Genomic DNA, 24,120 nt, shown 5'->3' on the forward strand with positions numbered 1-24,120 from the left:
CAGGGGCGGCGGAGCCGCCCGGGATCACTCGGCGTACGAGTCGTAGATCTCCTTGCACTTCGGGCACACCGGCGAGCCCGGCTTGGCCGCCTTGGTGACCGGGAACGTCTCGCCGCAGAGCGCGACCACGTAGGTGCCCATGACGGCACTCTCGGCGATCTTCTCCTTGCGGACGTAGTGGAACATCTCCGGACCAGTGTCCGCGTCCTTCAGCTCGGGACGCTCGAGAACCTCTGTGCTCACGACTACACCTCCGGCGTTCCAGTTTTGCAGGTCGGTCCGCCCCGGTCCACCTGGGCCCCGGCCGGAAGCGGCCCGTACGGTAACCGACGTGACCAACTTTCACATCAGTCTCGGTAGTGAGGTGGCCGACGCCCTGCGGGACGGCCGCCCGGTCGTGGCGTTGGAGAGCACGATCGTCTCGCACGGGCTGCCCCGCCCGGACAACCTGCGGGTGGCGCGCGAGATCGAGCAGGCGGTACGGGACGCGGGGGCGGTGCCGGCCACCATCGGCATGGTCGCCGGCGAGCTGCGGGTGGGGCTGGACGACGCCCAGCTCACCCGGCTCGCCACCGTCGACGGCGTGAGCAAGCTCTCGGTCCGCGACCTGGCCCCGGCGGCGGCGACAGGTGCGGACGGCGCGACCACCGTCGCGGCCACCAGCGCGGTCGCGGCGGCGGCCGGGATCGGCGTGTTCGCCACCGGCGGGCTCGGCGGCGTGCACCGGGAGGCGGCGCAGACGTTCGACGAGTCGGCCGACCTGGTCACGCTGGCCCGGACGCCGATCGCCGTGGTCTGCGCCGGGGTGAAGTCGATCCTCGACGTGGGTGCCACGCTGGAGCGCCTGGAGACGCTCGGGGTGGGCGTGGTCGGCTACCGCACCCGCCGCTTCCCCGGCTTCTACCTCACCGACGCGGGCTTCGACCTGGACTGGTCTGTCGATTCGCCGGAGCAGGTGGCGGACGTGCTGGCCGCCCGCGCGGCGCACGGCGTGCACCACGGCGGCCTGGTGGTGGCCAACCCGCTGCCCGCCGACGAGCAGCTCGACCCGGCGCTGCACGACCGCACGCTCGCCGAGGGCCTGGCCGCGCTGGCCCGCGAGGGGATCACCGGCAAGGCGGTCACCCCGTTCCTGCTGTCGCACTTCCACTCCGCCACCGAGGGCGCCAGCCTGGCGGTGAACGTCCGGATCATCCTGCGTAACGCCGACCTCGCGGCCCGGATCGCGGTCGCCGCGGCGGCCCGCCCCACCGGTACGGCATGAACGCCAGGCCGCGCATCGTCGTCGTCGGCGACGTGATCACCGACGTGCTCGCGGTGCTGTCCGGGCCGCTCGCGACCGGCTCGGACACCGCGGCCGGCATCCGGTTCAGCGGCGGCGGGCAGGCGGCGAACACAGCGGCCTGGCTCGCCGGGCAGGGCGCCGCGGTGACGCTGGTCGCCGCCGTCGGCGACGACGAGACCGGCCGGGAGCGGGTGGCCGAGCTGAGCCGGATCGGTGTCGACTGCGCGGTGGAGCGGCACGAGGGCTACCCGACCGGCACCGTCATCGTGCTCACCCACGACGGGGAGCGCACGATGGTCAGCCAGCGCGGCGCGAACCTGCGGCTGACCGCCGGGCACGTGGACGCGGCACTGGCCGCCGCGCCCGACGCCGGGCATCTGCACCTGTCCGCGTACACCCTCTTGGACGTCGGGTCGCGCGGCGCCGGCCTGCGCGCGCTGGCCACCGCTCGCGAGCGCGGGCTGACAGTCAGCGTCGACGCGGCGTCCGCGGCGCCGCTGCGGCGCGTCGGCGGGGCGTTCCTGACCTGGGTACGCGACGTCGACCTGCTGCTCGTCAACACGGACGAGGCGACGGTGCTGGCCGGCGGGCTGGACCCGGCGGCGCAGGCGCGGGCGCTCACCGCGGTGGCGCACCGGGTGGTGGTCAAGCGCGGCGCGGCGGGCGCGGTGTGGGTGGAGCGCGGCGGTGTGGTGGAGTTCGCGCCCGCGCCCGGGGTGGACGTGGTGGACGTGACGGGTGCCGGGGACGCGTTCGCGGCCGGGCTGCTCACCGCGTGGCTGGCCGGGGCCGACCCGCGTGCGGCGCTGGGCCGCGCCGGTGACCTGGGCGCGCTCGCCGTGACGACAGTAGGCGCCCGCCCGGCTCCCTGACGCCGGCGGCCGGTCCGGGCGGTGCTCCGCCCGGGCCGGTCAGGGCTCGGCGTCGATGATCTTGTGCGGATTCTCCTCGGCGGTCAGAGCCGTGGGCGCGGGCTCCTCGCGGCGCCGGTTCTGGAACCGGTTCGCCAGGCGGTGCTCCTCCTTCGGCGGCCGGTCGTTCGCCAGCAGCACCGCCAGCCAGGGCACGAGCACCATGCCGAGCGCGCACAGCGGCAGCCAGAGCCAGAGCAGCGGGGCCTTCGCGCCGACCAGGATCGCGCCGGCCACCAGACACGCGACCCGGATGGCCATCATCAGCACGTACCGCTTCTGCCGGCTGTTGAGCTGGTCGTCCTGGCTGCGCGGGGCGTCGGTGATCAGTATCGGCTGGTACGCCTGACGCTTCACCACGGACCTCCTACGAGGGGATAGGGCCCATCCTGTCACTCCGGACGGATGATCGACGAAATTCGTGACAGCCGGGTGCGTGTTACGTGCGTGGTACGCTTCGCGCGTGGCCAACCGGTTCAGCTTCACCGACGAGGCGCTGGCGAACCTGCGGGTCTACGACGTCACACCCGGGGAAGTCTGGGAGGCCCTGCACAGCAAGCGCCGGGTCATCCGCCACCTCGGGGACGACGTGATGGTGGTCTACGCCACCGACCACCGGGGCCGGCGGCTCGCCGTGCTGCTGGCCGAGGCCGACGGCACCGACAACGACTGGGACATCCTCTCCGCCCGCGAACTGAGCGACGTCGAGGCCAAGCGCTACGACGAGGCGGTGCGGAGATCACGCCGACGAGGAGGCGGTCACGATGCACCGTGACGAGGCGACCAAGCGGTTCCACGCCGGAGGCGACGCGTTCGCCGACCTGATCGACGACACGTCGCCGGCACAGCTGCCCACCCCCGACACCGATGTGCCGATGGTCAGCCGGTCGGTCCGGCTCCCGCTGGAGACGTACGAGCGGGTCCGCGCCGCCGCCGACGCGCGCGGCATCGGGGTGACCACACTGATGCGGCAGTGGATCGAGGCCGGCCTGGCCGACCTGGACGACTCGGCCACCGTCTCGCTGGCCGACGTACGCCGCGCGCTGGCGTCGCTGTCCCGCCCGACCGCCGCCTGACGGCTCACGCCTCGGGGCCGCCCTCGCCGAGCGCCTCCCGCCCGATCGGCGAGGCGGAGGACTCCGGCGGCCGGTGCCAGGCCCGGCGGGCGTCGGCGAACGCGACGAGCGCCAGCACGAGGGCCACCGCGCCGAGCGCGAACATCGCCGGCACGGTCGCCAGCGCGGGCAGGAGCAGCACCAGGGCCAGCAGCCCGGCCAGCCGGGGGCGGGACACCCGGCCGAAGATCTCGTACTCGAACCGGGAGCGGGCGGCCAGGAACAGCGCCGGGCCGCCCACCACGAAGACCAGCCAGTTCGGCCGGGCCGTGTCGTACGGGTGGGCGATCACCAGCTCGTAACCGACCGCGGCGCTGAGCACCCCGAGCACCATGAACAGGTGGGTCTGCGCCGCCGACTCGGCCAGCCGCCCCGGCGTGCCGGCCATCCGCAGCGCCTCCGCCACCAGGTGACCGGCCCGGTAGAAGTAGATGCGCCAGAGCAACGCCGTGATCACGAACGAGATCGTGAACGCCACCGCCGCGTCGCCGGAGAACTCCTTCCCGCTGTAGGTCACGCCGATCACCAGGATCGACTCGCCGAGCGCGATGAGGAAGATCTGCTGGTAGCGCTCTGCCAGGTGCTCCCCGGCGACGAGCCACTGCCGGATGCGCGACGCCCCGATCCACGGCAGCGGCCAGCCCAGGAACGTGCCGAGGCGGTCCACCGCCAGCGCGACGACCCACAGCGCCAGGCGCGGACCGGGCATCAGCGCGCCGGCGATCCACAGCGGGGCGCTGACCCCCGCCCAGACGGCGAGCCGCAGCGGGACCAGACGCCGCGGGTGGGCACGCAACGCCACCGCGATCAGCAGCGGCCGCCCGACCATCACCACCACGTACGCGAGCGCGAACGGCAACGCCCGCTCCTCCAGGGCGCGGGGCAGGGTCACGCCCAGCACCAGGCTGCCGAACATGGTGCCGACCACCACGACCTGGATGACGGCGCGCTCCGGCTCGTACCGGCTGGTGACCCAGGTGGTGATCGTCCAGACCTGCCAGAGCACCAGGAACAGCAGCAGGGTCCTGCCCACGTCGGCGGCCACCGCACCGGCGGAGCCGTCGACGCCGTTGATCAGCCGCTGGGAGACCCGGGTCAGCGCGAACACGAAGACCAGGTCGAAGAAGAGCTCCAGGAAGGTGGCCCGCCCGGGGCTGGACGCGGTACGCAGCAGCGCCCCGCCCCGCTGCTCGGTCATCGTCCGCCCCTGTCCCCCGTCCTGGCGACCAACGACAGGGACGGCGGGCCGGTTGCGGCGGCGTACGGCGGATCAGCCCTTCGCGGCCTTCGCCTCCGCCTTCATCCGCTGCTTGAACTCGCGTACCCGGCGCAGCGACTCGGGATCGGTCACGTCCGCCACCGAACGGTGGGCGTCCGCGTCGCCGTAGTCGCCGGCTGCCTCGCGCCAGCCGTCCGGGGTGATCCCGAACCGCTTGCCGAGCAGCGCGACGAAGATCTGCGCCTTCTGCCGGCCGAACCCGGGCAGCTCACCCACCCGGCGCAGCAGCTCCCGGCCGTCGGTCACGTCGGACCAGAGCCGGGCCGGGTCGCCGTTGTAGCGCTCGACGAGCGCCCGGCACACCTCCTGCACACGGGCCGCCATCGCCTTGGGGAACCGGTGCAGCGCGGGCGGCCGGGCGAAGATCTCCACGAGGGCGTCCGGGTCGTACCCGGCCAGTTCCGCGGCGTCGGGCTCGTGGCCGAGGCGCTGCGCCAGCACGTACGGGGAGGAGAACGCCTTCTCCATCGGCACCTGCTGGTCCAGCACCATGCCGAGGAGCAGGGCCAGCGGGCTGCGTGCCAGCAGCTCGTTGGCCTGCGGGTCGATGGGCAGTGACAGCGTCATGGGGACCATAGTGCCGCGCCGGCCGCCGGTCGGGGGCGGCGACTCCCCGACGACGTGACGCGGCCCGGCGGACCCCTGGGAGGTCCGCCGGGCCGCGGCCCACGGAGTGGTCAGGTCGCCCGTGTCGTCAGTTGACGACGAAGAGCAGCCGGTTCGGCGAGCCCGAGCCCGGGCTGGTCACCTTGCCGGTGGTGGCGTTGCTGGTCAGGTAGCTGGCCACCTGAGCCGGGGTGTAGGAGGTGTTCGCGGACAGGACGAGCGCCGCCGCGCCGGCCACGTGCGGGGACGCCATCGAGGTGCCGCTGATCGTGTTGGTGGCGGTGTCGCTGGTACGCCACGCCGAGGTGATCGACGAACCCGGGGCGAAGATGTCCACGCAGGAGCCGTAGTTGGAGAAGGACGACCGCGCGTCGGTGCTGGTGGTCGAGCCGACGGTGATCGCCGAGGCGACGCGGGCCGGCGAGGAGTTGCACGCGTTGGCGCTGGAGTTGCCGGCCGCGAGCGCGTACGTGATGCCGGAGTTGATCGAGTTCGCCACCGCGTTGTCCAGCGTGGTGCTGGCGCCGCCGCCGAGGCTCATGTTGGCCACGGCCGGCTTCACCGCGTTCGAGGTGACCCAGTTGACGCCGCTGATCACGCCGGCGGTGGTGCCGCTGCCGGAGCAGTTGAGCACCTTGACGGCCACCAGGCGCACGCTCTTGGCCACGCCGTACCTGGTGCCGCCGACCGTGCCGGCGACGTGGGTGCCGTGGCCGTTGCAGTCGGTGTTGTTGGTGTCCACCGTGTTGGTGCCCCAGGTGGCCCGGCCGCCGAAGTCGCTGTGCGTGGTGCGGATGCCCGTGTCGATGATGTAGGCGCGCACGTTGCTGGCGGTGTTCGGGTAGGTGAAGGTGCTGTTCAGCGGCAGGTTGCGCTGGTCGATCCGGTCCAGGCCCCAGGTGGCGCCGGTCTGGGTGCCCTGGGTGGTCATCACGCGGTCCTGCTCGACGTACGCGACGGCCGGGTCGGCGGCCAGGCGGCGCGCCTGGGCGGGGGTCATCTTCGCGCTGTAGCCGGTGAGAGCGGAGCTCCACACCGTGCCGACGTTGCCGCCGTAGCGCTTGGCCAGGCCGGCGGCCCGGTCCGGGACGGCGGTACGGGCGGCGAGGGTGTTCGCGGTGCCGACCGCGTCGCCCTTGAGCACGACCACGTAGCTGCCGCTGACGGCGTCCGCGGCGCCGGCGTACCGGATCTCCCCGGTGGGCGCGGCGAGAGCGGGCGTGGAGGCGGCGGCGGCGAAGGCCGCGGCGGCGGCCGTGACGGCGAGCGCACGCAGCGCGCGCCGCCGGGGAAGGGACACGTCGGGCATCGTCTGGCTCCCTACCGGGCGGCCCGGTTTGTGGCCGGATCGCCCCATCGACGGATGTTGGCAGGAATGCTAACCAGAGATCGATACACATGAAAGAGATAGTTGCCGATAGATGCGGTCCACGTTATGGATCGGCGGGTGCGCGCCACGCCGGACCGCGCCCGAGGCAGGATGAGCACGTGGACCGTCACGACATGCTGCTCTCCCCCGCCGCGGTCGACGCGCTGCGCACCGCGCTCACGCTCGCCCGCTTCACCGCCAACGGGATCGCCGACCGCCTGGGCCCGCAGGGCACCGGCGCGGTGGCCCGCAACGACTACCGGGCCGCGCTGCGCGCCACCGAGGACCGGGACCGGCTGGCCACGCTGATCCGCGTCTTCATCTGCGACCAGACCGAGCCGGAGGCGGCGGTGGCCGCCGCGCTGGCCCCGCTCGCCCTGGACGAGGCGCTGGCCGGAGGCATCGTGGAGCGGCACGGCGACGGCCTGCGCGCCGGGGTCGACCTGGAGCCGTACGGGGACGACTGGTGGGTGCTCGCCGACGTGCCGGCCAGCGCGCGGCCCGGGCGCCCGCTGCACGCCGAGCACGTGCTGGGCATCGGCGGCGCCACCCAGACGCTGATCTCGGCGGCCGTCCGCCCGACCGTGGACACCGCGCTCGACCTCGGCACCGGCTCCGGCGTCCAGGCGCTGCACCTGGGCACCCACGCCCGCCGGGTCACCGCCACCGACGTCTCCGAGCGGGCGCTGCGGTTCGCCGCGACCACCGCCGCGCTCAACGGTCAGGACTGGGAGCTGCTGCGCGGGGACATGGTCGCGCCGGTGGCCGGGCGCCGCTTCGACCTGGTGGTCAGCAACCCGCCGTTCGTGGTCGGCCCGGGCACCACCACGCACGTCTACCGGGACTCCGGTCGGGTCGGCGACGCGATCGGCGCGGAGCTGGCAGCGGCCGCGCCGGACCTGCTCACCGAGGGCGGCACCATGCAGTACCTGGCGAACTGGGTGCACGTCACCGGCGAGGACTGGGCCGAGCGGGTCACCGGGTGGTTCGCCGGCACCGGCCTGGACGCCTGGGTGATCCAGCGCGAGGTGGCCGACCCGATGGCGTACGTGAACCTGTGGCTCACCGACGTCGGCGAGAGCGCCGACCCGCAGCGGATGGCGGCCTGGCTGGACTGGTTCGACGCGCACAAGGTGGAGGCGATCGGCTTCGGCATCGTCTCGCTGCGCCGCTCCGGCCACGACCAGCCGGTCGTCCGGGTGGAGGACCTGCGCCAGCGGGTCGAGCCGCCGCTGGGCGACCGGATCGGCGAGTGGTTCGCCCGGCAGGACTGGCTGCGCACCCGGGACACCGAGGGCCTGCTCGCCGCCCGCTACCGCGCCGCCGACGGGCTCCAGCTGCGGCAGGAGGCCACCATGGGCGACGACGGCTGGGCTGTGGACCGGCAGGTCCTGGCCATGCCGCGCGGGCTGCGCTGGTCCGAGGAGATCGACCCGCTGGTGCTCGCCCTGGTCGGCGGCGCCGACGGCCGGCTGCCGCTGCGCGACCAGCTCGCCCTGCTGGCCGCCGCGCACGACGTGGCCCCGGACGAGCTGGCCGAGGCGGCCGGACCGATCGTGGCGCACCTGGTCGAGCGCGGCATCGTCGAGCCGGTGACCGACTGATGCGGGCGGTGGTGCAGACCGTCGGCCGGGCCCGGGTGACTGTCGACGACGAGGTGACCGGTGAGATCGCCGACGGGCTGCTGGTGCTGCTCGGCGTCACCCACACCGACACCCCGCAGGTGGCCGCCACCATGGCCCGCAAGCTGCACGAGCTGCGCATCCTCGACGACGAGCGCAGCGCCGCCGACGTCGGGGCGCCGCTGCTCGTGGTCAGCCAGTTCACGCTCTACGGCGACGCCCGCAAGGGCCGGCGACCGAGCTGGACCGCCGCCGCGCCCGCCGAGGTGGCCGAACCCCTGGTGGACGCCGTGGTCGAACAGTTGCGCGCCCGGGGTGCGAAGGTGGAGACCGGCCGCTTCCGCGCCCACATGCTGGTGGAGAGCGTCAACGTCGGTCCCCGGACCCTCGTGCTCGACCTCTGAGGCCTAGAAGAACAGCCCTCGACGGGACAGCGACTGACGCAGCCAGCCGTCGAGCTGGGCGGCCCAGTCCGTCCGGTCCGCCGTCGCGTGGTCCACCGTGAACCGGCCGAACGCGTCCCGGCCCTCGGTGAACAGGCCGCCCCGCTTGTCCAGCTCCAGCACCACGTGGACCTGGCGCGGATCGGTCACGAAGGTGACCTCGAGCTGGTTCATCGCGCCCGCGTACTGCGGCGCCGGGTAGAACTCGATCTCCTGGTAGAAGGGCAGCTGCTGGTGCAGGCCGTAGATGTGTCCACGCTCGACGTCGGCCCGCGCGAACCGGAAGCCCAGCCGTAGCAGCGCCTCCAGCAGCCGCTCGTGGGCCGGCAGCGGGTGCACCGCCACCGGGTCCAGGTCGCCCTTGTCCATCGCCCGAGCCACCTCCAGCTCGGTACGCAGACCCATCGTCATGCCGTGCAGGTGCTGGCCGTACAGGTCGGTCAGCGGCGTCTCCCAGGGCACCTGGAAGCGGAACGGCACGTCGTGCCGCTGCCCCGGCTCCAGCCGGAACGCGCCGGTCACCTGGGCCCGGCCGAACTCCTGGTTCACGTCGTACTCGCTGTCGGAGCTCTCCACCTCGACCCGCGTGACCAGGCCGAGTGCGATGTAGCTCACGTCCACCGGGTGGTCGCCGCCGACCACCTGGATCCGGCCCGCCAGCTCGCCGCCGGGGCGGCAGTTCGGGTTGGCCAGCACCGTCTCCACCGACGGTCCACCCACACCCATCGCCTGCATGAGCCGCTTGAAGACCACCACGTTCTCCGATCGTCAGTGCCGTGCCGGCCCCGACGGCCGGTCGGTGGCACGGTAACCGCGCCGGGCAAGGGAACGCCGGATTCCGGCCGGGATTCCTGTCGGGTCTCCGATCGCCTCACTCCCGTCTCACGCCCCGACCGCCAAGCTGTTTGTCATCGGCCACCACCGCGTGGGCGGCACGGGACCGGTAGGCACGTCGGACACGGGGAGAACAGAGATGACCCAGCAGATGATCGAGCACCAGGACATGGACGTCGCCCTCACGGACCTCGACGCCACCGACGAGCGCGGCGTCTCCACCGATCTGGTCCGGGCGTACCTGAACGGCATCGGCCGCACCAAGCTGCTCACCGCGGCGCAGGAGGTCGAGCTGAGCAAGCGGATCGAGGCCGGCCTCTTCGCCGAGGAGAAGCTGGCCACCTGCACCCCCGTCTCCGCCGAGCTGCACGCGGACCTGGCGCTGATCGCGGCCGAGGGCCGCGCCGCCAAGGACCACCTGCTGGAGGCCAACCTGCGGCTGGTGGTGAGCATCGCCAAGCGCTACACCGGTCGCGGCATGGCCTTCCTCGACCTCATCCAGGAGGGCAACCTCGGCCTGATCCGCGCGGTCGAGAAGTTCGACTACACCAAGGGCTACAAGTTCTCCACCTACGCCACCTGGTGGATCCGCCAGGCCATCACCCGCGCCATGGCCGACCAGGCCCGCACCATCCGCATCCCGGTGCACATGGTCGAGCAGGTCAACCGGATGGTCCGGGTGCGCCGCGAGCTGTCGGTGACGCTGGGCCGCGAGCCCACCGTCAGTGAGGTCGCCACAGCGCTGGAGATCCCGGAGTTCCAGGTGATCGAGCTGATCTCCTACGACCGGGAGCCGGTCAGCCTGGACCAGGCCGTCGGCGAGGACGGCGAGAGCGCGCTCGGCGACTTCGTCGCCGCCGTCGACCCGCGTACCGAGCCGGGCGACGCCGCCACCAACGGCGAGCTGCGCAACGAGGTCCGCATCGTGCTGGCCACGCTGTCCCAGCGGGAGCAGGCGGTGATCCGGCTGCGCTTCGGCCTGGACGACGGCCGGCAGCGCACGCTGGACGAGGTCGGCCGCGAGTTCGGCCTGTCCCGGGAGCGGATCCGGCAGATCGAGAAGGTCACGCTGCTCAAGCTGCGCGACCCGGAGCGGGCGAACCGGCTGGAGGCGTACGCCTGCTGACCCACCCCAGCCCCGACAGGCCCCGGCGGTTCGCCGGGGCCTGTCGCGCTTGACCCGGGCGCTCCCACCGTATACAACCGACTGGTTACACAACCAGGAGGTTATGAAAGTGCCCGCGGATCTGCTCGACGCCACCTTCGCCGCGCTCGCCGACCCCACCCGGCGTGCCATCCTCGCCCGGCTGGCCGCCGGGGAGGCGACTGTCACCGAGCTGGCCGAGCCGTTCGCGATGAGCCAGCCGGCCGTCTCCAAGCACCTCAAGGTGCTCGAACGCGCCGGCCTGGTCACCCGGGGCCGGGACGCCCAGCGCCGTCCCTGCCGGCTCGACGCCCGGCCGCTGCGGGAGGCGGTCGCGTGGCTGGCGGACTACCGGGACTACTGGGCCGAGAGCTACGCGCGACTGGACGAGGTGCTCGCCGAACTGACCGCCGGGGAGCAGCGGTGACCGGCCTGACCGTGTCCCTGCCCGGCGACCGGGAGATCCGGCTCAGCCGCGACTTCGCCGCTCCCCGCCACCTCGTGTTCGCCGCCTTCACCCGCCCCGAGCTGCTGGTCCGCTGGTGGGGCGCCCGGGGCTGGCACCTCGTCGAGTGCGAGGTGGACCTGCGGGTGGGCGGGCGCTGGCGGTTCGTCTCCCGAGGCCCGGACGGCGATCTGATGGGCCAGGGCGGCACGTACCGGGAGGTCGACCCGCCGGCGCGGCTGGTCTGCACCGAACTCTTCGACGACCAGTCGTATCCGGGCGAGACGCTGGTCCGCCACGACTTCACCGGCTCGGCGGACCGGACCACAGTCGTCACCCACCTGCGGTATGCCACCGCGCAGGGGCGCGACACCGTCCTGCGCTACCCGATGACCCGCGGCCTGGCCGAGGCGTTCGACCGGCTCGCGGCAGTGCTGCACACCGATTCGACGACAGGAGCGACAACGTGAACTGGACACTGGAAGTGGTGGTGGTGCCGGTCTCCGACGTGGACCGGGCCAAGGAGTTCTACGCGCAGCGGCTCGGCTTCGTCCTCGACCACGACACGGATCTGGGCGGCGCGGGGCGGATCGTCCAACTCACTCCCCCGGGCTCCGGGTGCTCGATCGTCCTCGGCCGGGGCGTCGTACCGGAGATGCCGCCGGGCTCGCTCAAGGGCGTGCAACTCGTCGTACCGGACCTGGAGCGGGCGCGCGCCGAACTGGTCGAGCGGGGCGTCGAGGTGAGCGAGATCCAGGTGATGGGCCAGAACCCGCGCCCGGTGCCGCATCCGCTGGACAACGTCGGCTTCGTGTTCTTCCGCGACCCGGACGGCAACGAGTGGTCGGTGCAGCAGATCTCCGAGCGTGGGTGAGCGGTGTTAAAAGGGGGCCCCTTCTCTACCGGAGGCGTTAAGAAGGGGCCCTTCCTTACAAGCGGCGCGGGCCGGTGTCCGGGCGGGCGGCCTCCGCGCCGGTGCGCACGGTGGCGTGCAGCACCGAGATGCCGTCCGGCCGGGCCAGCACCGGGTTGAGCGTGAGCGACCGCACCCGGGGCTGCTCGTCGGCCAGGCGGCCGACCCGCACCAGCAGGTCGACAAGGGCCGCCCGGTCCACCGGCGCGGCGCCCCGGTGCCCGCGCAGCAGCGGCGCCGCGCGGGGCTCGTCGACCAGCTCGGCGGCGTCCCGGTCGGTGAGCGGGACCGCCCGCCACGCCCGGTCGCCCAGCAGCTCGGTCGCCACGCCACCCAACCCGAACCCGACCACCGGCCCGAACGCCGGATCCTCCACCAGCTCCACCACGCACGCCACACCCGGCGCGACCATCGGCTGGACCAGCACCTCCGCGCCGAACACCGGGGCCATCTCGGCGTACGCGCGGCGCAGCGCGGCGGCGTCGGCCAGGTCGAGGCGTACCGCGCCCAGGTCGAGGCGGTGCCGCAACCCGGGGGCGGCAGCCTTGAGCGCCACCGGCCGGCCGAGCCGTTCGGCAGCCGCCAGCACCTCCTCGGCGCTGCCGGCCGGCACCGACTCCACCACGTCGATCCCGTACGCGCGCAGCAACGCCGCCGAGTCGGCGCCGTCGGGCCGCAGCGCGGCGTGCCCGGCCGCCCGGTCCACGTCGGCCAGTTCGGGCAGCACCCCGGCGGGCCGGCGCAGCCAGTCCGCGTACGCGGTCACCCGGCCCAGCGCGCGTACCGCCTCCTCCACGCTCGGGTACGCCGGCACCCCGGCCGGCACCAGCCCGGCCAGGAACGTCGCCACCACCGGCTTTCCGGTGACCCGCGCGTCGGGCAGCGCCGCCGCGAAGTCGGCCACCGGGTCGGCGAGCTGGCCCGGCAGCGGCGGCGCGAACACCGCCACCACGGCGTCCACCCGCTCGTCGGCCACCGCGTCGCCGAGCGCGGCGGCGTACGCGGCGGCGCCCGCGCTCGGCCCGACGTCCTGCGGGTAGCCGTCGGCGACTGTCAGTTCCTGGGCCGCGCAGGCGGTCGCGGCCAGCCCGGTCAGCGCCGACGAGTTGCCCACCACCGCCACCCGCCGCCCGGCCGGCAGCGGCTGGTGGGCCAGCAGCACGCCCACGTCGAGCAGTTCGGACACGGTGTCCACCCGGATCACCCCGGACTGGGCGAACAGCGCGCTCACCGCAGCCGCGTCCAGCGCGGGCGCGTCCCCCACGCCCGGCGGCCGGGCCAGCGAGGCGAGCGCCACCACCGGCTTGCGGCGGCCGATGCGCCGGGCCAGCCGGGCGAACTTGCGCGGGTTGCCGAACGTCTCCAGGTAGAGCGTGATGACGTCGGTGGCCGGGTCGTCCTGCCAGTACTGGAGCAGGTCGTTGCCGGACACGTCGGCCCGGTTGCCGGCCGAGACGAAGCTGGACAGCCCGAGCCCGCGCCGGGACGCCTCGGCCAGCAGCGCCACCCCGAACGCGCCGGACTGGCTGAACACGCCGACCCGGCCCGCCGCGGGCAGCACCGGCGCGAGCGTGGCGTTGAGGCGTACCGCCGGGTCGGTGTTGGCGACGCCGAGGCAGTTCGGGCCGACCACCCGCATGCCGGCCAGGTGCGCGGCGCGGACCAGCGCGCGCTGCGCCGCCGCGCCGGCCGGGCCGGACTCGGCGAACCCGGCCGAGATCACCACCAGGCCGTGCGCGCCCGCGCGGGCCGCGTCGCGGACCACGTCGGTCACCGCGTCCGGCGGGACAGCCACCACCGCGAGGTCGACGTCCTGGCCGGCGTCGGCCGCCGACGGGTACGCGGGCAGCCCCGCCACCGTCGCCGCGCTCGGGTGCACCGGCACGATCGCCCCGGCGAAGCCACCGTCGCGCAGGTGCCCGAGCAGCGCCGCGCCGACGCCCTGGCCGGTGGTGCTGGCGCCGTAGACGGCGATGCCCCGGGGCGCGAGCAGCCGGGCGATCGACCGCGCCTCGGTGCGGTGCTCCCGGCCGCGCTGCACCTCCAGGGTCGCCTCGGTGGGCGCGATCGGGAAGCTCAGGTGCACCACGCCGTCGGCGTACTGGCGCTGGACCTGGTAGCCGAAGTCGGCGAAGACCCGCAGCATCGCCCCGTTGGCCGGGAGCACCTCGGCGACGAAGTGCACGATGCCGTTGCGCCCGGCCGCGTCGGCCAGGTGCTCCAGCAGCACCGATCCGATGCCCCGGCCCTGGTAGGCGTCCTCGACCACGAACGCCACCTCGGCCTCGGGCGAGGCGGGGCCGAGCCGCTCGTACCGGCCGACGGCGACGATCCGCTCGCCGGCGAGCACCACGAACGCCTCCCGGTCGCGGTGGTCGACGTTGACGAAGCGCTTCAGGTCGCGTTCCGGGATACGCGGGTACGGCGAGAAGTACCGCAGGTATCGGGTGCGCTCCGAGAAACGGCCGTGCATGGCCACGATCTCGGGCGCGTCCTCCGGGCGGATCGGTCGCAGCTGGACGGTCGTGCCGTCACTGAGCAGCACGTCCAGCGGTTGCTCGACGGTGGTCACCGGTCGGTCCTCCCCTGCCGCCGGCTCAGTCGCGCGGGTCGTGCGGATCGAGCCCGAGCAGCGGGAAGACGGCCTTGCGGGTGGCCGCGACGGCCCGGTCCACCGCGTTCGGCTCGCCGCTGGGCTGCCACGGCTGGTACGACGGGTCCACGTCGTCGGTCATCCGCAGCGGCACCTCGTGCCCGGGTCGCCGCCGCGCGGCCAGGTCCCGCCAGCCCGGCGGGGTGAGCGTGGCCGGGTCGACCGGCTCGCCGGTGGCGATCGCCAGCAGGTGCGTCCACGCCCGGGGCACCACCTCGACCAGCGCGTACCCGCCGCCGCCGGTGGCGACCCAGCGGCCGTCGCACAGCTCGTCGGCGAGCGCCCGCAGCGCGCGGTAGGTGGCCCGCTGCCCGTCCACCGACAGGTGCAGGTCGGCCAGCGGATCCTTGCGGTGCCCGTCGGCGCCGCACTGGGTGACCAGCACCTGCGGCCGGAACGCGCGCAGCACCGACGGCACGATCGCGTGGAACGCCCGCTGCCAGCCCGCGTCACCCACACCCGGGGGCAGCGGCACGTTCACCGCGGTGCCCTCCGCGCCCGGGCCGCCGGTCTCGTCCGGGAACCCGGTGCCGGGGAACAGCGCGAGCGGCGTCTCGTGCAGGCTGATCGTGAGCACCCGCGGGTCGCGGTAGAAGATCTCCTGCACGCCGTCGCCGTGGTGCACGTCCACGTCCACGTACGCGATGCGCTGCGCGCCGAGGTCGAGCAGCCGCGCGATGGCCACGGCCGGGTCGTTGTAGACGCAGAACCCGGCGGCGCGGGCGGGCATCGCGTGGTGCAGCCCGCCGGCCACGCTCACCGCGCGCCGGGCGTCGCCGCGCCACACCGCCTCGGCGGCGGCCGTCGTGGCGCCGGCGATCAGCGCGCTCGCCTCGTGCATCCCGTCGAAGACCGGGTTGTCCGACGTGCCCAGACCGAAGCCGGCGAACAGCGGGTCGCGCGGCGCGGACCGGACCGCGTCCAGGTAGGCCGGATCGTGTACGCGGGTGAGCAGCGCGTCGTCGGCCGGCTCGGGCTTGACCAGCCGTACGCCGGGCCGGTCCAGCACACCCAGTTCACGGGCGAGCGCCATGGTCAGTTCGACCCGGACCGGGTCGAGGGGATGGTCGCCCATGTCGTAGGCGAGGAGAGCCTCGTCCCACACCACCACCGTGTCGTCGGCCATGCGGCCATCGTCGCACGTGGTCCGGGACGCGCCCACCGGTCGTGCGCTCACCGGCCGGACGTGCCGCCGGTCGCGACCGGACGGTCCGGGTCGGCCACCCACTCGCTCCACGAGCCGACGTACAACGCGGCGTCCGGGCGACCGGCCAGGTGCAGCGCGAGCACGGCCTGCGCGGCGGTCACCCCGGAGCCGCAGTACGCACCGACCGGCGCGTCCGCGTCCACCCCGGCGGCGGCGAACCGCTCCCGGAGCGCCTCGGCGGCGGGGAACCGGCCCTGCGTGACGTACTCCGGGGCGGGCAGGTTCACAGCGCCCGGCACGTGCCCGGCGACCGGGTCGACCGGCTCGTGCTCGCCCCGGTAACGCGGCGCGGCCCGTACGTCGATCAGCACGCCGGGCCCGGCGGCGGCGAGCCGGGCGGCAGCGGCGGCGTCCAGCACCGGCAACGCGCCGGGCGCCACCGTCACGTCGCCCGGGACCGGGGCGGGCACGCTCGTGTCGACCGGCAGGCCGGCTGCCGTCCAGGCCGGGAAGCCGCCGTGCAGCACCCGCACCTGCCGGTGCCCGGCCCAGCGCAGCGTCCACCAGGCGCGGGCGGCGGACATGCCGTCGCCGCCGTCGTACACCACGACGGGACGACCGGCGCGGACGCCCGCGGCCCGCAGCGCGGCCTGCAACGCCGCCGGGTCCGGAAGCGGGTGTCGCCCGGCGGCGCCGGGCGGCCCGCACAGCTCGGTGTCCAGGTCGACGAAGACGGCGCCGGGCAGGTGGCCGGCGGTGTAGTCGTCGCGTCCGGGCGGGCCGGTCAGCCGCCAGCGGACGTCGAGCAGGGTCGGCGGGTCGGCGTGATCGAGTTCGGCGGCGAGCCGGTCGGGCTCGACCAGCAGGTCTGCGGTGGCGGGCATGCGGCCCAGTCAACACCATTCGGCCCGCCACCTCCGGCTTCGCCTGCGTCGATGGTCGGTGGGAGCGGGTACCATCGGAGCCCAGGAGGCCGCAGACGTGAAGCACGACCTTGTTGACACCACCGAGATGTACCTGCGCACCATCCTCGAACTCGAGGAGGAGGGGGTGCCGCCGCTTCGTGCCCGCATCGCCGAGCGGCTGAAGCAGAGTGGTCCGACCGTCAGCCAGACCGTCGCCCGCATGGAGCGCGACGGCCTGCTCACCGTCGAGGGCGACCGGCACCTGACTCTCACGCCGCAGGGCCGCAACACCGCCGTGTCGGTGATGCGCAAGCACCGGCTGGCCGAGTTGCTGCTGGTGAACGTGATCGGGATGCCCTACGAGGAGGCCCACGAAGAGGCCTGCCGGTGGGAGCACGTGATGAGCGACGCGGTGGAGAAGCGGGTCTTCGACCTGCTCAACCGCCCGACCCGCTCGCCGTACGGCAACCCGATCCCGGGCCTGGCGGAGCTGGGCGACCCGGGCCAGGCGCTTGCCGACGCCGTCGAGGGCGAGCGCAACCTGGCCTTCCCCGGCCTGTCCGGCCCGGTCGTGGTGCGGCGGATCTGCGAGAGCGTGCAGACCGACTCGGACGTGCTCCGGCAGTTGCACGCCGCCGGCGTCGACCCGGGCGCGACCGTGACGGTGGCGCAGGAACGCGACGCCGTCTCCATCGACCGCTCCGGCGATCGGGTACGCCTTCCCCGCGAGGTGGCGTCCCGGGTGTTCGTCGCGGCCCGCTGAGGCCGGCTTCCGGTCAGAGCTGCCTTGGTGCGACCCGCGATCAGAGCTGCCTCGTGTCGATCACCTTGGCCAGCGTGACCAGCTTGCCGGCCGTCTTGTCCGCCTCCGCCTTCGCGGTGCCGGCCGGGGCGGTCCAGCGCAGGGTGGCGAGCCGCCCCTCGGTGGCCAGCCAGCCGACCTCGGCGGCCGGCCCGGACTTCGCGGTCTTGGGCAGCGTGCGCCGGTAGGCGGCCTTGCCCAGCTTGGTGATCTTCGCCGCGCCGCCCGGCTGCACGTCTAGGGCGAACGTGGCCGCGTCGATCGACGTCTCGGTCACCGACAGCGTCAGCTCCGGCAGCACCGCCCCGGCCGCCCGGACCACGCACGTGTGGGTGTCGCCCCGCTCGGTGGCCGCCGCCACGTCGAACGTGCCGCCGGTGTGCTCGGCGATCACCGCGAAGTCGAGCAGCCGGCACGCCCCGCCCGAGGACGCCGCCGCGACCGGCACCGGCGGAGGCGGGGCCGGCGGCCCGGACCGGGTCGGCCCCTCGTCGGCGCAGCCGGCGGCGAGCAGGACGGCCGCAACGGCCAGCCAGATACGTGCACGCACGGGAGACCTCCGCGGTCGGCGGCGGGTCCGACCCGCCGGAGTTCCGTCGGACACCGTACGGCGTGCCCCAGCGGGGACGGAAGCCCCCTAATCGGCCACGTACGGACAGTGCCGGCAGCCTCGCCCGCAGCACGTGCCACGCCGCGCCAGGAAGCCCGCGCTGAGCACGAACAGCCCCGTCTCCGGATCCAGGTAGCCGGCCTCCCCGGCGGCCAGGGCGGCGGCGTGCGCGGCGAGGATGCGCTCCCGCCCGGGGTGGTCCGGCGACAGCCGCGACGGGTGCGGTTCGGTAAGGGGCCGTCCCGCCAGCTCGTCACGCACCGCTGAAGTCTACGGACGCCCGGCCCGCCCTAGTTTCCGCCCGGGCCGCCGCCGGTCCCGAGGCGTTCCAGGTACGGCACGAACGCCTCGGGCCGCTCGAACATCGAACGGTGCCCGGCGCGCGGGATCACCAGATGGTCCTTGCGCGGCGCCTGGAGCTGCGCGTACCACTCGTCGAACAGGCGCAGCCGGCCCGGCACCTCCTGCGCGCCGTCCACGAAGTACGCCGGCACCGCGAGCTGCCGCACGTCACGCCGGAAGTCGATCTCCTGCAACCGGGGGTACAGCACGTCCCAGCCGTCCAGGAACCCGAACAGGTGCACCTTCTCCAGCAGGCTGTATTCGGAGACGCCCAGGTTGCCGACGGTCCCGGTCTCGTCCTCGCTCGCGCCTTCCCGGTCGACCGGGAAGGCCCCGGCCTCGTTGGTCAGCAACGGCTCGTACGCCCAGAGGTCGCGGTAGGGCGGCGGCCCCTGCGCGGTCATCCGGTCCGCGAGCGCCGTCCGGCCGGTGCGGCGGGCCCAGGCCACGGTGTCGGCGTACTGGCTGCGGTCGGCCTCGCGCAGGCTCACCACCTGCCCGACGCCCACGTACGCGGCGAACAGTTCCGGGTGCTGTCGCACGGCGAGCAGGCCGGCGATGGTGCCGCCGGAGTGCGCGACCAGGTGGATCCGATCCCGGCCCAGCCGTTCCCGCAGGTGCCGGGCCACCGCGACCAGGTCGTCCACCTCGTCGTCCAGGCGCCAGTCCGACGGGGCGCGGAACCCCGACCAGGACCGCGGCCCGCCGGCACGGTCCCACACGGCCACCACGAAGCGCTGCTCCAGTTCGGGCAGATGGCGACGGACCGCGCCGATCTCCGAGCCGCCGGGCGGACCGGGCACCACGAGCAGCACCGGAGCGCCGCGGTCCGTACCCCTGATCAGCAGGCCCAGCTCGCGCCCGGAGGAGTCGACGGTGTCGAAGCGGGCGATGCCGCCGGGGATCGGCTCGGTGCGGCCCGGCACGGCCACGCCGACGGTGACGAGCGCGAGCAACGCGGCCAGCAGACCGACGCCGATCCGGCCCAGCCGGCGCGGCACCGGCCGGCGCGGCGGCACCGCGTCGAGGCGGCGAGCCAGTCCGGCGCCGTAGGCGGCACCGACCAGCAGCGGCAACAAGCTCAGCAGACCGTGTACGCCCCGGCCGGCGAGCAGCGCCACGACGCCGAAGCCGGACAGGCGCGGACGGTCGACGGTGGGCCCACGCAGCCGCAGCCGGACCAGCTCGACAGCCACCGCGAAGATCACCGGCGCGACGAGCATCAACCAGCGGGACCGGCTCAGCCACCCGGCGGCCAGCCCGACGACGAGGCTCACCGCGACGGAGGCGAGTGCCGCACCCACCGTGCCGGGCCCGCGCGGGGTCCACCAGCCGGCGACAGCGCCCCAGAGCAGGGGCAGCGTCGACGCGAGGAGCATCCGGGTGCGCATGCCGTCTCCCTCCGCCGAGATCGTCAACCCTAGCCAGGGCGGCCACTCTTCGCTGTCCCGTCCTCACGTGTGGTACAGATCGGGTGTCGGCTGTGGTGAATGTTCAGCCGGCCGGACGCTGCGCGAGCAGGAACGCCTGGGACTGCCGCTCCCTGCCGACCGGCGCGCGGACCGTCGTCGCCGACACCGCGAACCCGGCCGCGGTGAGCTGTGCGACCAGCCGATCCGGGGACAGCCAGTAGACGTCGAAGGCGACGCAGTGGCCGTATGCCTGCTCCCGTCGGTCGAGCCGGTCGCCGGCCTTCACCGCGAGCAGCAGGTGACCGCCCGGAGCGAGCACCCGGTGGAAACCGGCGAACACCTCCGGCAGCAGTTCCGGTGGCAGATGGATGACCGAGTACCAGGACACCAGCCCGGCCAGTGATCCGTCCGGCACGGCCAGCTCGGTCAGCGAGCCGACCTCGAAGCGCAGGTCCGGGTACGCGCGGCGGGCCACCGCCACCATGCCGGGCGACAGATCGACGCCGCTGATGTCGAGGCCGAGCCGGTGCAGGTGGGCGGTGACGCGACCGGTACCGCAGCCCACCTCCAGCACGGGCCGCCCCGGCCCGACCGTCTCGGCGAACGCGGCCAGCAGGGCCCGGTCCAGCGGCGGCTCGACCACGTCGGGCAGCAGCCGCGCGTAGTCCTCGGCGACGGCGTCGTACGCCGCACGGGTCTCGGCGAGCCACCGCGGTTCGGTCACCCCGCGACCCTAGTAGCCGGCCGGACCACCTCCCGCCCCCGCTCCGTCGATCATGAAGTTGACGGGGGCGAGGTCGGCGTGTCGCGCCGTCAACCTCATGATCGACGGGGCGGGCCTCCGCCGGCTGCACCGCCGATGGGACGGCGTCGCCGGGGGAACTCCGCGCCCCCTGCGCGCTGCTGCCGGCCGATCTGCGGGAAGGGACACGACGACCGGCCCTCGGACCAGCGTGAACCGGTATGCGCCGACCGGGCATGAAGGGATGTGACGAACGAGATGCACCCGGTCGCGGCCCAGGAACGACGACCACCCGGGGCCGGGCCACCCGAGGCGGCAACGGACGGCGACCTGATCCACGGATCCGTCACCGAGCCGGAGCGGTTCGCGCCGTTGTTCGACCGGCACGCCGTCGCCGTGCACCGCTACCTCGCCCGGCGGATCGGCCCGCCCGCCGACGACCTCCTGGCCGAGACGTTCCTCGTCGCGTTCCGACGGCGGGCCGCGTACCGACCGGACGTGGGGGTACGGCCGTGGCTCTTCGGGATCGCGACCAATCTGCTGCGCCGGCACGTACGGGCCGAGGAGCGCCGGTACCGGGCACTGGCCCGGCTCGCCGCAGCGGAGACGCAGCCCGGGATCGAGGACGCGATCGACCGGCTGGACGCCCGCGCCCTGCGCCGCGATCTGGCCGCGGCACTCGCGTCGCTGCACCGGCGCGACCGGGACGTGCTGCTGCTCACCGCCTGGGCGGATCTGTCGTACGAGCAGATCGCCGCCGTGCTCGACATTCCGGTCGGCACGGTCCGTTCCCGCCTGCACCGGGCCCGCCGGCTCACCCGACTCGCGCTCACCTCGAAGGAGCCGACATGAACGAGATCGCCCTGTTGCGGACGCACGGACCGGACGCTCCGGAGGCGTCAGCGGAGACGCTGAACGACGCTCGCAACCGCCTCGTCGACGAGTTCCCGGCCGCATCGGCACGCCGGACCGTCAGACCGGTGCGGCGCCGGACCCTCCTGGTGGCGGCAGCCGCGACGACGGTGACGGTCGCGGTGGGCGTCGGTCTGGCGGCGCGTCCGGTCGACCGCCCGGCGGAGCCGGTCACGCTGGTGGCGGTGACCATGCCCGAGTTCCCGCTGACGTTGCGGTCCCGCCCAGCGGTGCTGGCACCACCGCGGTACAGCTACGAGCCGGACCGGTTCCTCGCCGTGTACCTGTCGGATGGCGGCGCCGACGATGTCTGGCTCTCCGTCCGGGACGAGCGCCCGGATCGCCACGCACTGCCGTCCCGGCGGGTGACCGTCGGCAGCCACCAGGCGGAACTGTACGAGGACGAGCACCCCGCCGCGCCCCGGCAGGTCACCGTGACGTGGGAACAGAAATCGGGTCGGTGGGTGTCGCTGACCGGCCACGGCCGGTTCGCGGCGGACGGCGCGTTGCTGCGGCTGGCCGGGGACGTCGTCGACGAGCCGCAGCCGATACCCCTGCGGGTCCGGGTCGCGCCCCGCGGGTGGCGGATCGCCTCGTTCAAGGACGACACCATCCTCACCCTGCGCGGCAAGTCCCCCGGCGACATGCTCGCCGTGCAGGTGGTGGCTGGCCGCGACCCGGACCTGCTGCACACGGTGATGGGGGCGGTGGAGGAACGCACGGTCACGGTCGGCGGGCGGGACGCACGGTTGGTCCGGGCCGACGAGATGTGGTTCCTGCAGACGGAGGTGCCGGGCGGGGCGGTGGTCAACCTGCAGGCGCCCCTACGGCTCACCGTGGAGCAGGTGATCGCGATCGCCGAGCAGGTGTCGGTGACGCCACGGGGTCGCTGACCGTCCCGTCGGCCCTTCGGCGACGGTGGCCGGACCAGCAGCCCGCCGGTCATGCCGCCGTCGCGCCGATCTCGCAGCCGCCCCCCGCTCCGTCGATCATGAAGTTGGCGGGGCGAGGTCGGCGTGCCGCGCCGTCAACCTCATGATCGACGGGGCGGAGCAGCGGAGGGCGGGGCTGGCGCCGCGCTGCTACGGTCGCCCGCGATCGTCCGAGGAGGACAACATGACGAGATCGGCCGCCTTACTGCTGGTCATCGGGGTGCTCCTGGCCTCCGCCGGCTGCACCGCCGACGAGACGGCGTCGCCGGGGGAACTCCGCGACCCCTGCGCGCTGCTCCCGGCCGACCTGCTGGCGCGGCTCGCGCCCGGCGCTCAGCCCACCGCCTCGGCGAACCTCGGTGACCGCAGCGGCTCCAAGGAGTGCGCGGTCGACCTGACCAGTGGCACCGCCATGCGCGGCGACCTGGTCGTCACCGTGGCCACGGATGCCGAGGGCAGGTACGACGCGACGTGGCGGCGGGACCGGTGCGACCGCATCGCCGCCGAACCGAGCGACGCCGGCCCGGGCGACACCTCCTGCACGGCGGTGCGCCCGTGGGACGGCGGGGAGACCCGGTTCGACGGCTGGGCCTGGCGAGGTGACCACTACGAGGTGCGCGTGGCGTACCAGGTGGTCAAGCCGGAGACGTTGCCGGCCGGCGCGGAGGCCGACCTGCGGGGCGTGCTCGCCTCGGCGGTCGACGCGCTGCCGGACTGAGCCGGGCCGGGCGGTCCGGCGGTCTTCACGGCCGCGCCGCGCCGAACCAGGTGAGCGCCTGGCCGTGGCCCCGGGTCCAGGCCAGGGGGCGACCGTCCAGGGCCAGGACGTTGTGGAACCCGTCGGCGGGCGGCTCGGGCAGCGTCGCGTGCGGCAGCACCGACAGGTCCTCGTTGGCGAGCCAGTGGCCGGGCAGGGTCCGGACCAGCGCGGTGAACGCCTCCCGCCGTGGCGGCGGCACCTGGTACAGCACCGAGCTGTGGAACACCACGAGCGTCGCCCCGGCCGGAGCTTGCGCCGCCAGCGCCGGCAGGTCGTCGACCAGGTCACCGCGCACCAGCAGCGGCGGGTCGGCCGCCGCGACCGCAGCCGCCGCGCGCAGCCGCGCCCGGCGGTGCCGGTGCTCCGGCCAGATCAACGCCTCCAGCCAGGCCACGTCCGCCGGGTCGGTGACGTCGAGCGGGTTCACGTCGAGCCCGGCCCGCCACACCACCTCCGGGCGCCGCACCGGCGGCTCGGTGCCGGTCAAGTCACAGTCGAGCACCGGCTCGCCGTCGCCGACCCGCCGGTCGCCGTAGCGGTACGCGTACCGGTCGGGGTAGAGGCACAGCCCGGCGGACGCACCCACCTCCAGCAACGCCAGCGGCTGCGGCAACGCGGCGAGCACCGGCAGCAGCACCGCGCAGCGCCCCGCCTCGTTCGTCTGGGTCGCCCGCGTCCGCATCTGCGCCGCGACGTCCGGCCAGTGCCCGATCACGTACGCGCGGAACGCCGCCGGGTCGTCCACCGGCCCGCCGCGCAGCCGCACCACCCCGAACAGCAGGTTCGGCTGACGCTTGGCCGGCGGCAGCGTGTCGAGCAGGGCGAGCAGCTCCCGGTCACCGGCCACCGCCCGCGACAACCGCTCGTACGCCGGGGACACGCCGCGCGTCTCACGCTCGGCGAAGACCCGATAGATGTCTGCCGTGCTCATCCCCCG

At 74.3% G+C, this 24,120-nt stretch carries 28 protein-coding genes; 14 read left to right on the forward strand and 14 right to left on the reverse strand.

Annotation, left to right across the window (positions count from 1 at the left end):
- Nucleotides 1-24 precede the first annotated feature (24 nt).
- Complete coding sequence (locus FB454_RS08930) at nucleotides 25-243, reverse strand: DUF3039 domain-containing protein (protein WP_013284783.1); 219 nt, start codon at nucleotides 241-243, stop codon at nucleotides 25-27.
- 88 nt (nucleotides 244-331) lie between these two features.
- On the opposite strand from FB454_RS08930, the gene FB454_RS08935 reads away from it, so the two are divergent.
- On the forward strand, nucleotides 332-1,264 hold the full coding sequence (locus FB454_RS08935; RefSeq protein WP_013284782.1) for a pseudouridine-5'-phosphate glycosidase: 933 nt from the start codon (nucleotides 332-334) through the stop codon (nucleotides 1,262-1,264).
- The gene (locus FB454_RS08940) at nucleotides 1,261-2,157 is read left to right on the forward strand and encodes a carbohydrate kinase family protein (protein WP_047891703.1); all 897 of its coding nucleotides are present in this window, start codon (nucleotides 1,261-1,263) and stop codon (nucleotides 2,155-2,157) included. The genes FB454_RS08935 and FB454_RS08940 overlap by 4 nt, the downstream gene beginning before the upstream one ends.
- 39 nt (nucleotides 2,158-2,196) lie before the next feature.
- Here the strand turns inward: FB454_RS08940 and FB454_RS08945 are convergent, their stop codons facing one another.
- Nucleotides 2,197-2,553 (reverse strand): DUF3099 domain-containing protein, encoded by a 357-nt coding sequence (locus FB454_RS08945; protein ID WP_013284780.1) that lies wholly within the window; start codon nucleotides 2,551-2,553, stop codon nucleotides 2,197-2,199.
- 106 nt (nucleotides 2,554-2,659) lie between these two features.
- On the opposite strand from FB454_RS08945, the gene FB454_RS08950 reads away from it, so the two are divergent.
- Entirely contained in the window at nucleotides 2,660-2,971 is a 312-nt protein-coding gene (locus tag FB454_RS08950) for a hypothetical protein (protein WP_225319724.1), read from the forward strand.
- The gene (locus FB454_RS08955; RefSeq protein ID WP_013284778.1) at nucleotides 2,961-3,272 is read left to right on the forward strand and encodes a hypothetical protein; all 312 of its coding nucleotides are present in this window, start codon (nucleotides 2,961-2,963) and stop codon (nucleotides 3,270-3,272) included. The genes FB454_RS08950 and FB454_RS08955 overlap by 11 nt, the downstream gene beginning before the upstream one ends.
- A gap of 4 nt (nucleotides 3,273-3,276) precedes the next feature.
- On the opposite strand, the gene FB454_RS08960 is transcribed toward FB454_RS08955, so the two are convergent.
- From FB454_RS08960 to FB454_RS08970, 3 genes are all read right to left on the reverse strand, one after another.
- Entirely contained in the window at nucleotides 3,277-4,509 is a 1,233-nt protein-coding gene (locus tag FB454_RS08960; protein ID WP_145822805.1) for a low temperature requirement protein A, read from the reverse strand.
- 72 nt (nucleotides 4,510-4,581) lie between these two features.
- Nucleotides 4,582-5,166 carry an HhH-GPD-type base excision DNA repair protein gene (locus FB454_RS08965; protein ID WP_145754667.1) on the reverse strand — a complete coding sequence of 195 codons (585 nt, stop codon included), beginning with the start codon at nucleotides 5,164-5,166 and terminating at the stop codon, nucleotides 4,582-4,584.
- Between the two features lie 118 nt (nucleotides 5,167-5,284).
- Complete coding sequence (locus FB454_RS08970) at nucleotides 5,285-6,505, reverse strand: S8 family peptidase (protein WP_013284775.1); 1,221 nt, start codon at nucleotides 6,503-6,505, stop codon at nucleotides 5,285-5,287.
- Nucleotides 6,506-6,684: 179 nt separating this feature from the next.
- On the opposite strand from FB454_RS08970, the gene FB454_RS08975 reads away from it, so the two are divergent.
- A complete protein-coding gene (locus tag FB454_RS08975; protein WP_186461563.1) occupies nucleotides 6,685-8,169 on the forward strand; it encodes a DUF7782 domain-containing protein in 1,485 nt (494 codons plus the stop codon).
- Nucleotides 8,169-8,591 carry a D-aminoacyl-tRNA deacylase gene (gene dtd, locus FB454_RS08980; protein WP_013474500.1) on the forward strand — a complete coding sequence of 141 codons (423 nt, stop codon included), beginning with the start codon at nucleotides 8,169-8,171 and terminating at the stop codon, nucleotides 8,589-8,591. Before FB454_RS08975 ends, dtd begins: the two co-directional genes overlap by 1 nt.
- A gap of 3 nt (nucleotides 8,592-8,594) precedes the next feature.
- On the opposite strand, the gene FB454_RS08985 is transcribed toward dtd, so the two are convergent.
- Nucleotides 8,595-9,383: a sporulation protein gene (locus tag FB454_RS08985; protein WP_013284772.1), complete on the reverse strand. Its 789-nt coding sequence runs from the start codon at nucleotides 9,381-9,383 to the stop codon at nucleotides 8,595-8,597.
- 220 nt (nucleotides 9,384-9,603) lie between these two features.
- On the opposite strand from FB454_RS08985, the gene sigB reads away from it, so the two are divergent.
- From sigB to FB454_RS09005, 4 genes are all read left to right on the forward strand, one after another.
- Nucleotides 9,604-10,590 (forward strand): RNA polymerase sigma factor SigB, encoded by a 987-nt coding sequence (gene sigB / locus FB454_RS08990; RefSeq protein ID WP_145754670.1) that lies wholly within the window; start codon nucleotides 9,604-9,606, stop codon nucleotides 10,588-10,590.
- 103 nt (nucleotides 10,591-10,693) lie between these two features.
- Nucleotides 10,694-11,035, forward strand: coding sequence for an ArsR/SmtB family transcription factor (locus tag FB454_RS08995; RefSeq protein WP_198039690.1), 342 nt, complete (start codon nucleotides 10,694-10,696; stop codon nucleotides 11,033-11,035).
- On the forward strand, nucleotides 11,032-11,523 hold the full coding sequence (locus FB454_RS09000) for an SRPBCC family protein (protein ID WP_145754672.1): 492 nt from the start codon (nucleotides 11,032-11,034) through the stop codon (nucleotides 11,521-11,523). Before FB454_RS08995 ends, FB454_RS09000 begins: the two co-directional genes overlap by 4 nt.
- Nucleotides 11,520-11,927: a VOC family protein gene (locus FB454_RS09005; RefSeq protein WP_013284768.1), complete on the forward strand. Its 408-nt coding sequence runs from the start codon at nucleotides 11,520-11,522 to the stop codon at nucleotides 11,925-11,927. The genes FB454_RS09000 and FB454_RS09005 overlap by 4 nt, the downstream gene beginning before the upstream one ends.
- Nucleotides 11,928-11,982: 55 nt before the next feature.
- On the opposite strand, the gene FB454_RS09010 is transcribed toward FB454_RS09005, so the two are convergent.
- Genes FB454_RS09010 through FB454_RS09020 form a run of 3 tightly spaced genes read right to left on the reverse strand, consistent with a single transcriptional unit; the run spans nucleotide 11,983 to nucleotide 16,650 of the window.
- Complete coding sequence (locus FB454_RS09010) at nucleotides 11,983-14,538, reverse strand: bifunctional GNAT family N-acetyltransferase/acetate--CoA ligase family protein (RefSeq protein WP_145754674.1); 2,556 nt, start codon at nucleotides 14,536-14,538, stop codon at nucleotides 11,983-11,985.
- A gap of 25 nt (nucleotides 14,539-14,563) precedes the next feature.
- Nucleotides 14,564-15,745, reverse strand: coding sequence for an acetoin utilization protein AcuC (locus tag FB454_RS09015; protein ID WP_013474498.1), 1,182 nt, complete (start codon nucleotides 15,743-15,745; stop codon nucleotides 14,564-14,566).
- Between the two features lie 47 nt (nucleotides 15,746-15,792).
- Nucleotides 15,793-16,650: a sulfurtransferase gene (locus tag FB454_RS09020; protein ID WP_145754676.1), complete on the reverse strand. Its 858-nt coding sequence runs from the start codon at nucleotides 16,648-16,650 to the stop codon at nucleotides 15,793-15,795.
- A 97-nt stretch (nucleotides 16,651-16,747) separates the two neighbouring features.
- Between FB454_RS09020 and FB454_RS09025 the strand changes: the two genes are divergently transcribed.
- Nucleotides 16,748-17,434: an iron-dependent transcriptional repressor DtxR gene (locus tag FB454_RS09025; RefSeq protein ID WP_145754679.1), complete on the forward strand. Its 687-nt coding sequence runs from the start codon at nucleotides 16,748-16,750 to the stop codon at nucleotides 17,432-17,434.
- Between the two features lie 40 nt (nucleotides 17,435-17,474).
- Here FB454_RS09025 and FB454_RS09030 read toward each other — a convergent pair whose 3' ends face one another.
- From FB454_RS09030 to FB454_RS09045, 4 genes are all read right to left on the reverse strand, one after another.
- Nucleotides 17,475-18,023: a hypothetical protein gene (locus tag FB454_RS09030; protein WP_145754681.1), complete on the reverse strand. Its 549-nt coding sequence runs from the start codon at nucleotides 18,021-18,023 to the stop codon at nucleotides 17,475-17,477.
- Between the two features lie 87 nt (nucleotides 18,024-18,110).
- Nucleotides 18,111-18,344 carry a DUF5522 domain-containing protein gene (locus FB454_RS09035; protein ID WP_071096262.1) on the reverse strand — a complete coding sequence of 78 codons (234 nt, stop codon included), beginning with the start codon at nucleotides 18,342-18,344 and terminating at the stop codon, nucleotides 18,111-18,113.
- Nucleotides 18,345-18,373: 29 nt separating this feature from the next.
- Nucleotides 18,374-19,816 carry an alpha/beta fold hydrolase gene (locus FB454_RS09040; RefSeq protein WP_145754684.1) on the reverse strand — a complete coding sequence of 481 codons (1,443 nt, stop codon included), beginning with the start codon at nucleotides 19,814-19,816 and terminating at the stop codon, nucleotides 18,374-18,376.
- Between the two features lie 103 nt (nucleotides 19,817-19,919).
- Entirely contained in the window at nucleotides 19,920-20,561 is a 642-nt protein-coding gene (locus FB454_RS09045) for a class I SAM-dependent DNA methyltransferase (protein ID WP_145754686.1), read from the reverse strand.
- 276 nt (nucleotides 20,562-20,837) lie between these two features.
- Between FB454_RS09045 and FB454_RS09050 the strand changes: the two genes are divergently transcribed.
- From FB454_RS09050 to FB454_RS09060, 3 genes are all read left to right on the forward strand, one after another.
- Nucleotides 20,838-21,431, forward strand: coding sequence for an RNA polymerase sigma factor (locus FB454_RS09050; protein WP_145754746.1), 594 nt, complete (start codon nucleotides 20,838-20,840; stop codon nucleotides 21,429-21,431).
- Complete coding sequence (locus FB454_RS09055; protein ID WP_145754689.1) at nucleotides 21,428-22,384, forward strand: hypothetical protein; 957 nt, start codon at nucleotides 21,428-21,430, stop codon at nucleotides 22,382-22,384. Before FB454_RS09050 ends, FB454_RS09055 begins: the two co-directional genes overlap by 4 nt.
- A 223-nt stretch (nucleotides 22,385-22,607) precedes the next feature.
- Nucleotides 22,608-23,141 (forward strand): hypothetical protein, encoded by a 534-nt coding sequence (locus FB454_RS09060; protein ID WP_145754692.1) that lies wholly within the window; start codon nucleotides 22,608-22,610, stop codon nucleotides 23,139-23,141.
- Nucleotides 23,142-23,166: 25 nt separating this feature from the next.
- On the opposite strand, the gene FB454_RS09065 is transcribed toward FB454_RS09060, so the two are convergent.
- Nucleotides 23,167-24,114 carry a DUF2332 domain-containing protein gene (locus FB454_RS09065; protein WP_145754694.1) on the reverse strand — a complete coding sequence of 316 codons (948 nt, stop codon included), beginning with the start codon at nucleotides 24,112-24,114 and terminating at the stop codon, nucleotides 23,167-23,169.
- Between the last annotated feature and the right edge of the window lie 6 nt (nucleotides 24,115-24,120).

The sequence above is a fragment of the Micromonospora sp. CNZ297 genome, from assembly GCF_007827625.1.

Bases quoted from the DNA above. Each gene is read 5' to 3' on its own strand.
- FB454_RS08940 (WP_047891703.1), top strand. From the start codon at position 1,261: ATGAACGCCAGGCCGCGCATCGTCGTCGTCGGCGACGTGATCACCGAC.
- FB454_RS08955 (WP_013284778.1), top strand. From the start codon at position 2,961: ATGCACCGTGACGAGGCGACCAAGCGGTTCCACGCCGGAGGCGACGCG.
- FB454_RS08960 (WP_145822805.1), bottom strand. From the start codon at position 4,509: ATGACCGAGCAGCGGGGCGGGGCGCTGCTGCGTACCGCGTCCAGCCCC.
- FB454_RS08965 (WP_145754667.1), bottom strand. From the start codon at position 5,166: ATGGTCCCCATGACGCTGTCACTGCCCATCGACCCGCAGGCCAACGAG.
- FB454_RS08970 (WP_013284775.1), bottom strand. From the start codon at position 6,505: ATGCCCGACGTGTCCCTTCCCCGGCGGCGCGCGCTGCGTGCGCTCGCC.
- dtd (WP_013474500.1), top strand. From the start codon at position 8,169: ATGCGGGCGGTGGTGCAGACCGTCGGCCGGGCCCGGGTGACTGTCGAC.
- sigB (WP_145754670.1), top strand. From the start codon at position 9,604: ATGACCCAGCAGATGATCGAGCACCAGGACATGGACGTCGCCCTCACG.
- FB454_RS08995 (WP_198039690.1), top strand. From the start codon at position 10,694: ATGAAAGTGCCCGCGGATCTGCTCGACGCCACCTTCGCCGCGCTCGCC.
- FB454_RS09015 (WP_013474498.1), bottom strand. From the start codon at position 15,745: ATGGCCGACGACACGGTGGTGGTGTGGGACGAGGCTCTCCTCGCCTAC.
- FB454_RS09020 (WP_145754676.1), bottom strand. From the start codon at position 16,650: ATGCCCGCCACCGCAGACCTGCTGGTCGAGCCCGACCGGCTCGCCGCC.
- FB454_RS09040 (WP_145754684.1), bottom strand. From the start codon at position 19,816: ATGCGCACCCGGATGCTCCTCGCGTCGACGCTGCCCCTGCTCTGGGGC.
- FB454_RS09050 (WP_145754746.1), top strand. From the start codon at position 20,838: ATGCACCCGGTCGCGGCCCAGGAACGACGACCACCCGGGGCCGGGCCA.
- FB454_RS09055 (WP_145754689.1), top strand. From the start codon at position 21,428: ATGAACGAGATCGCCCTGTTGCGGACGCACGGACCGGACGCTCCGGAG.
- FB454_RS09060 (WP_145754692.1), top strand. From the start codon at position 22,608: ATGACGAGATCGGCCGCCTTACTGCTGGTCATCGGGGTGCTCCTGGCC.
- FB454_RS09065 (WP_145754694.1), bottom strand. From the start codon at position 24,114: ATGAGCACGGCAGACATCTATCGGGTCTTCGCCGAGCGTGAGACGCGC.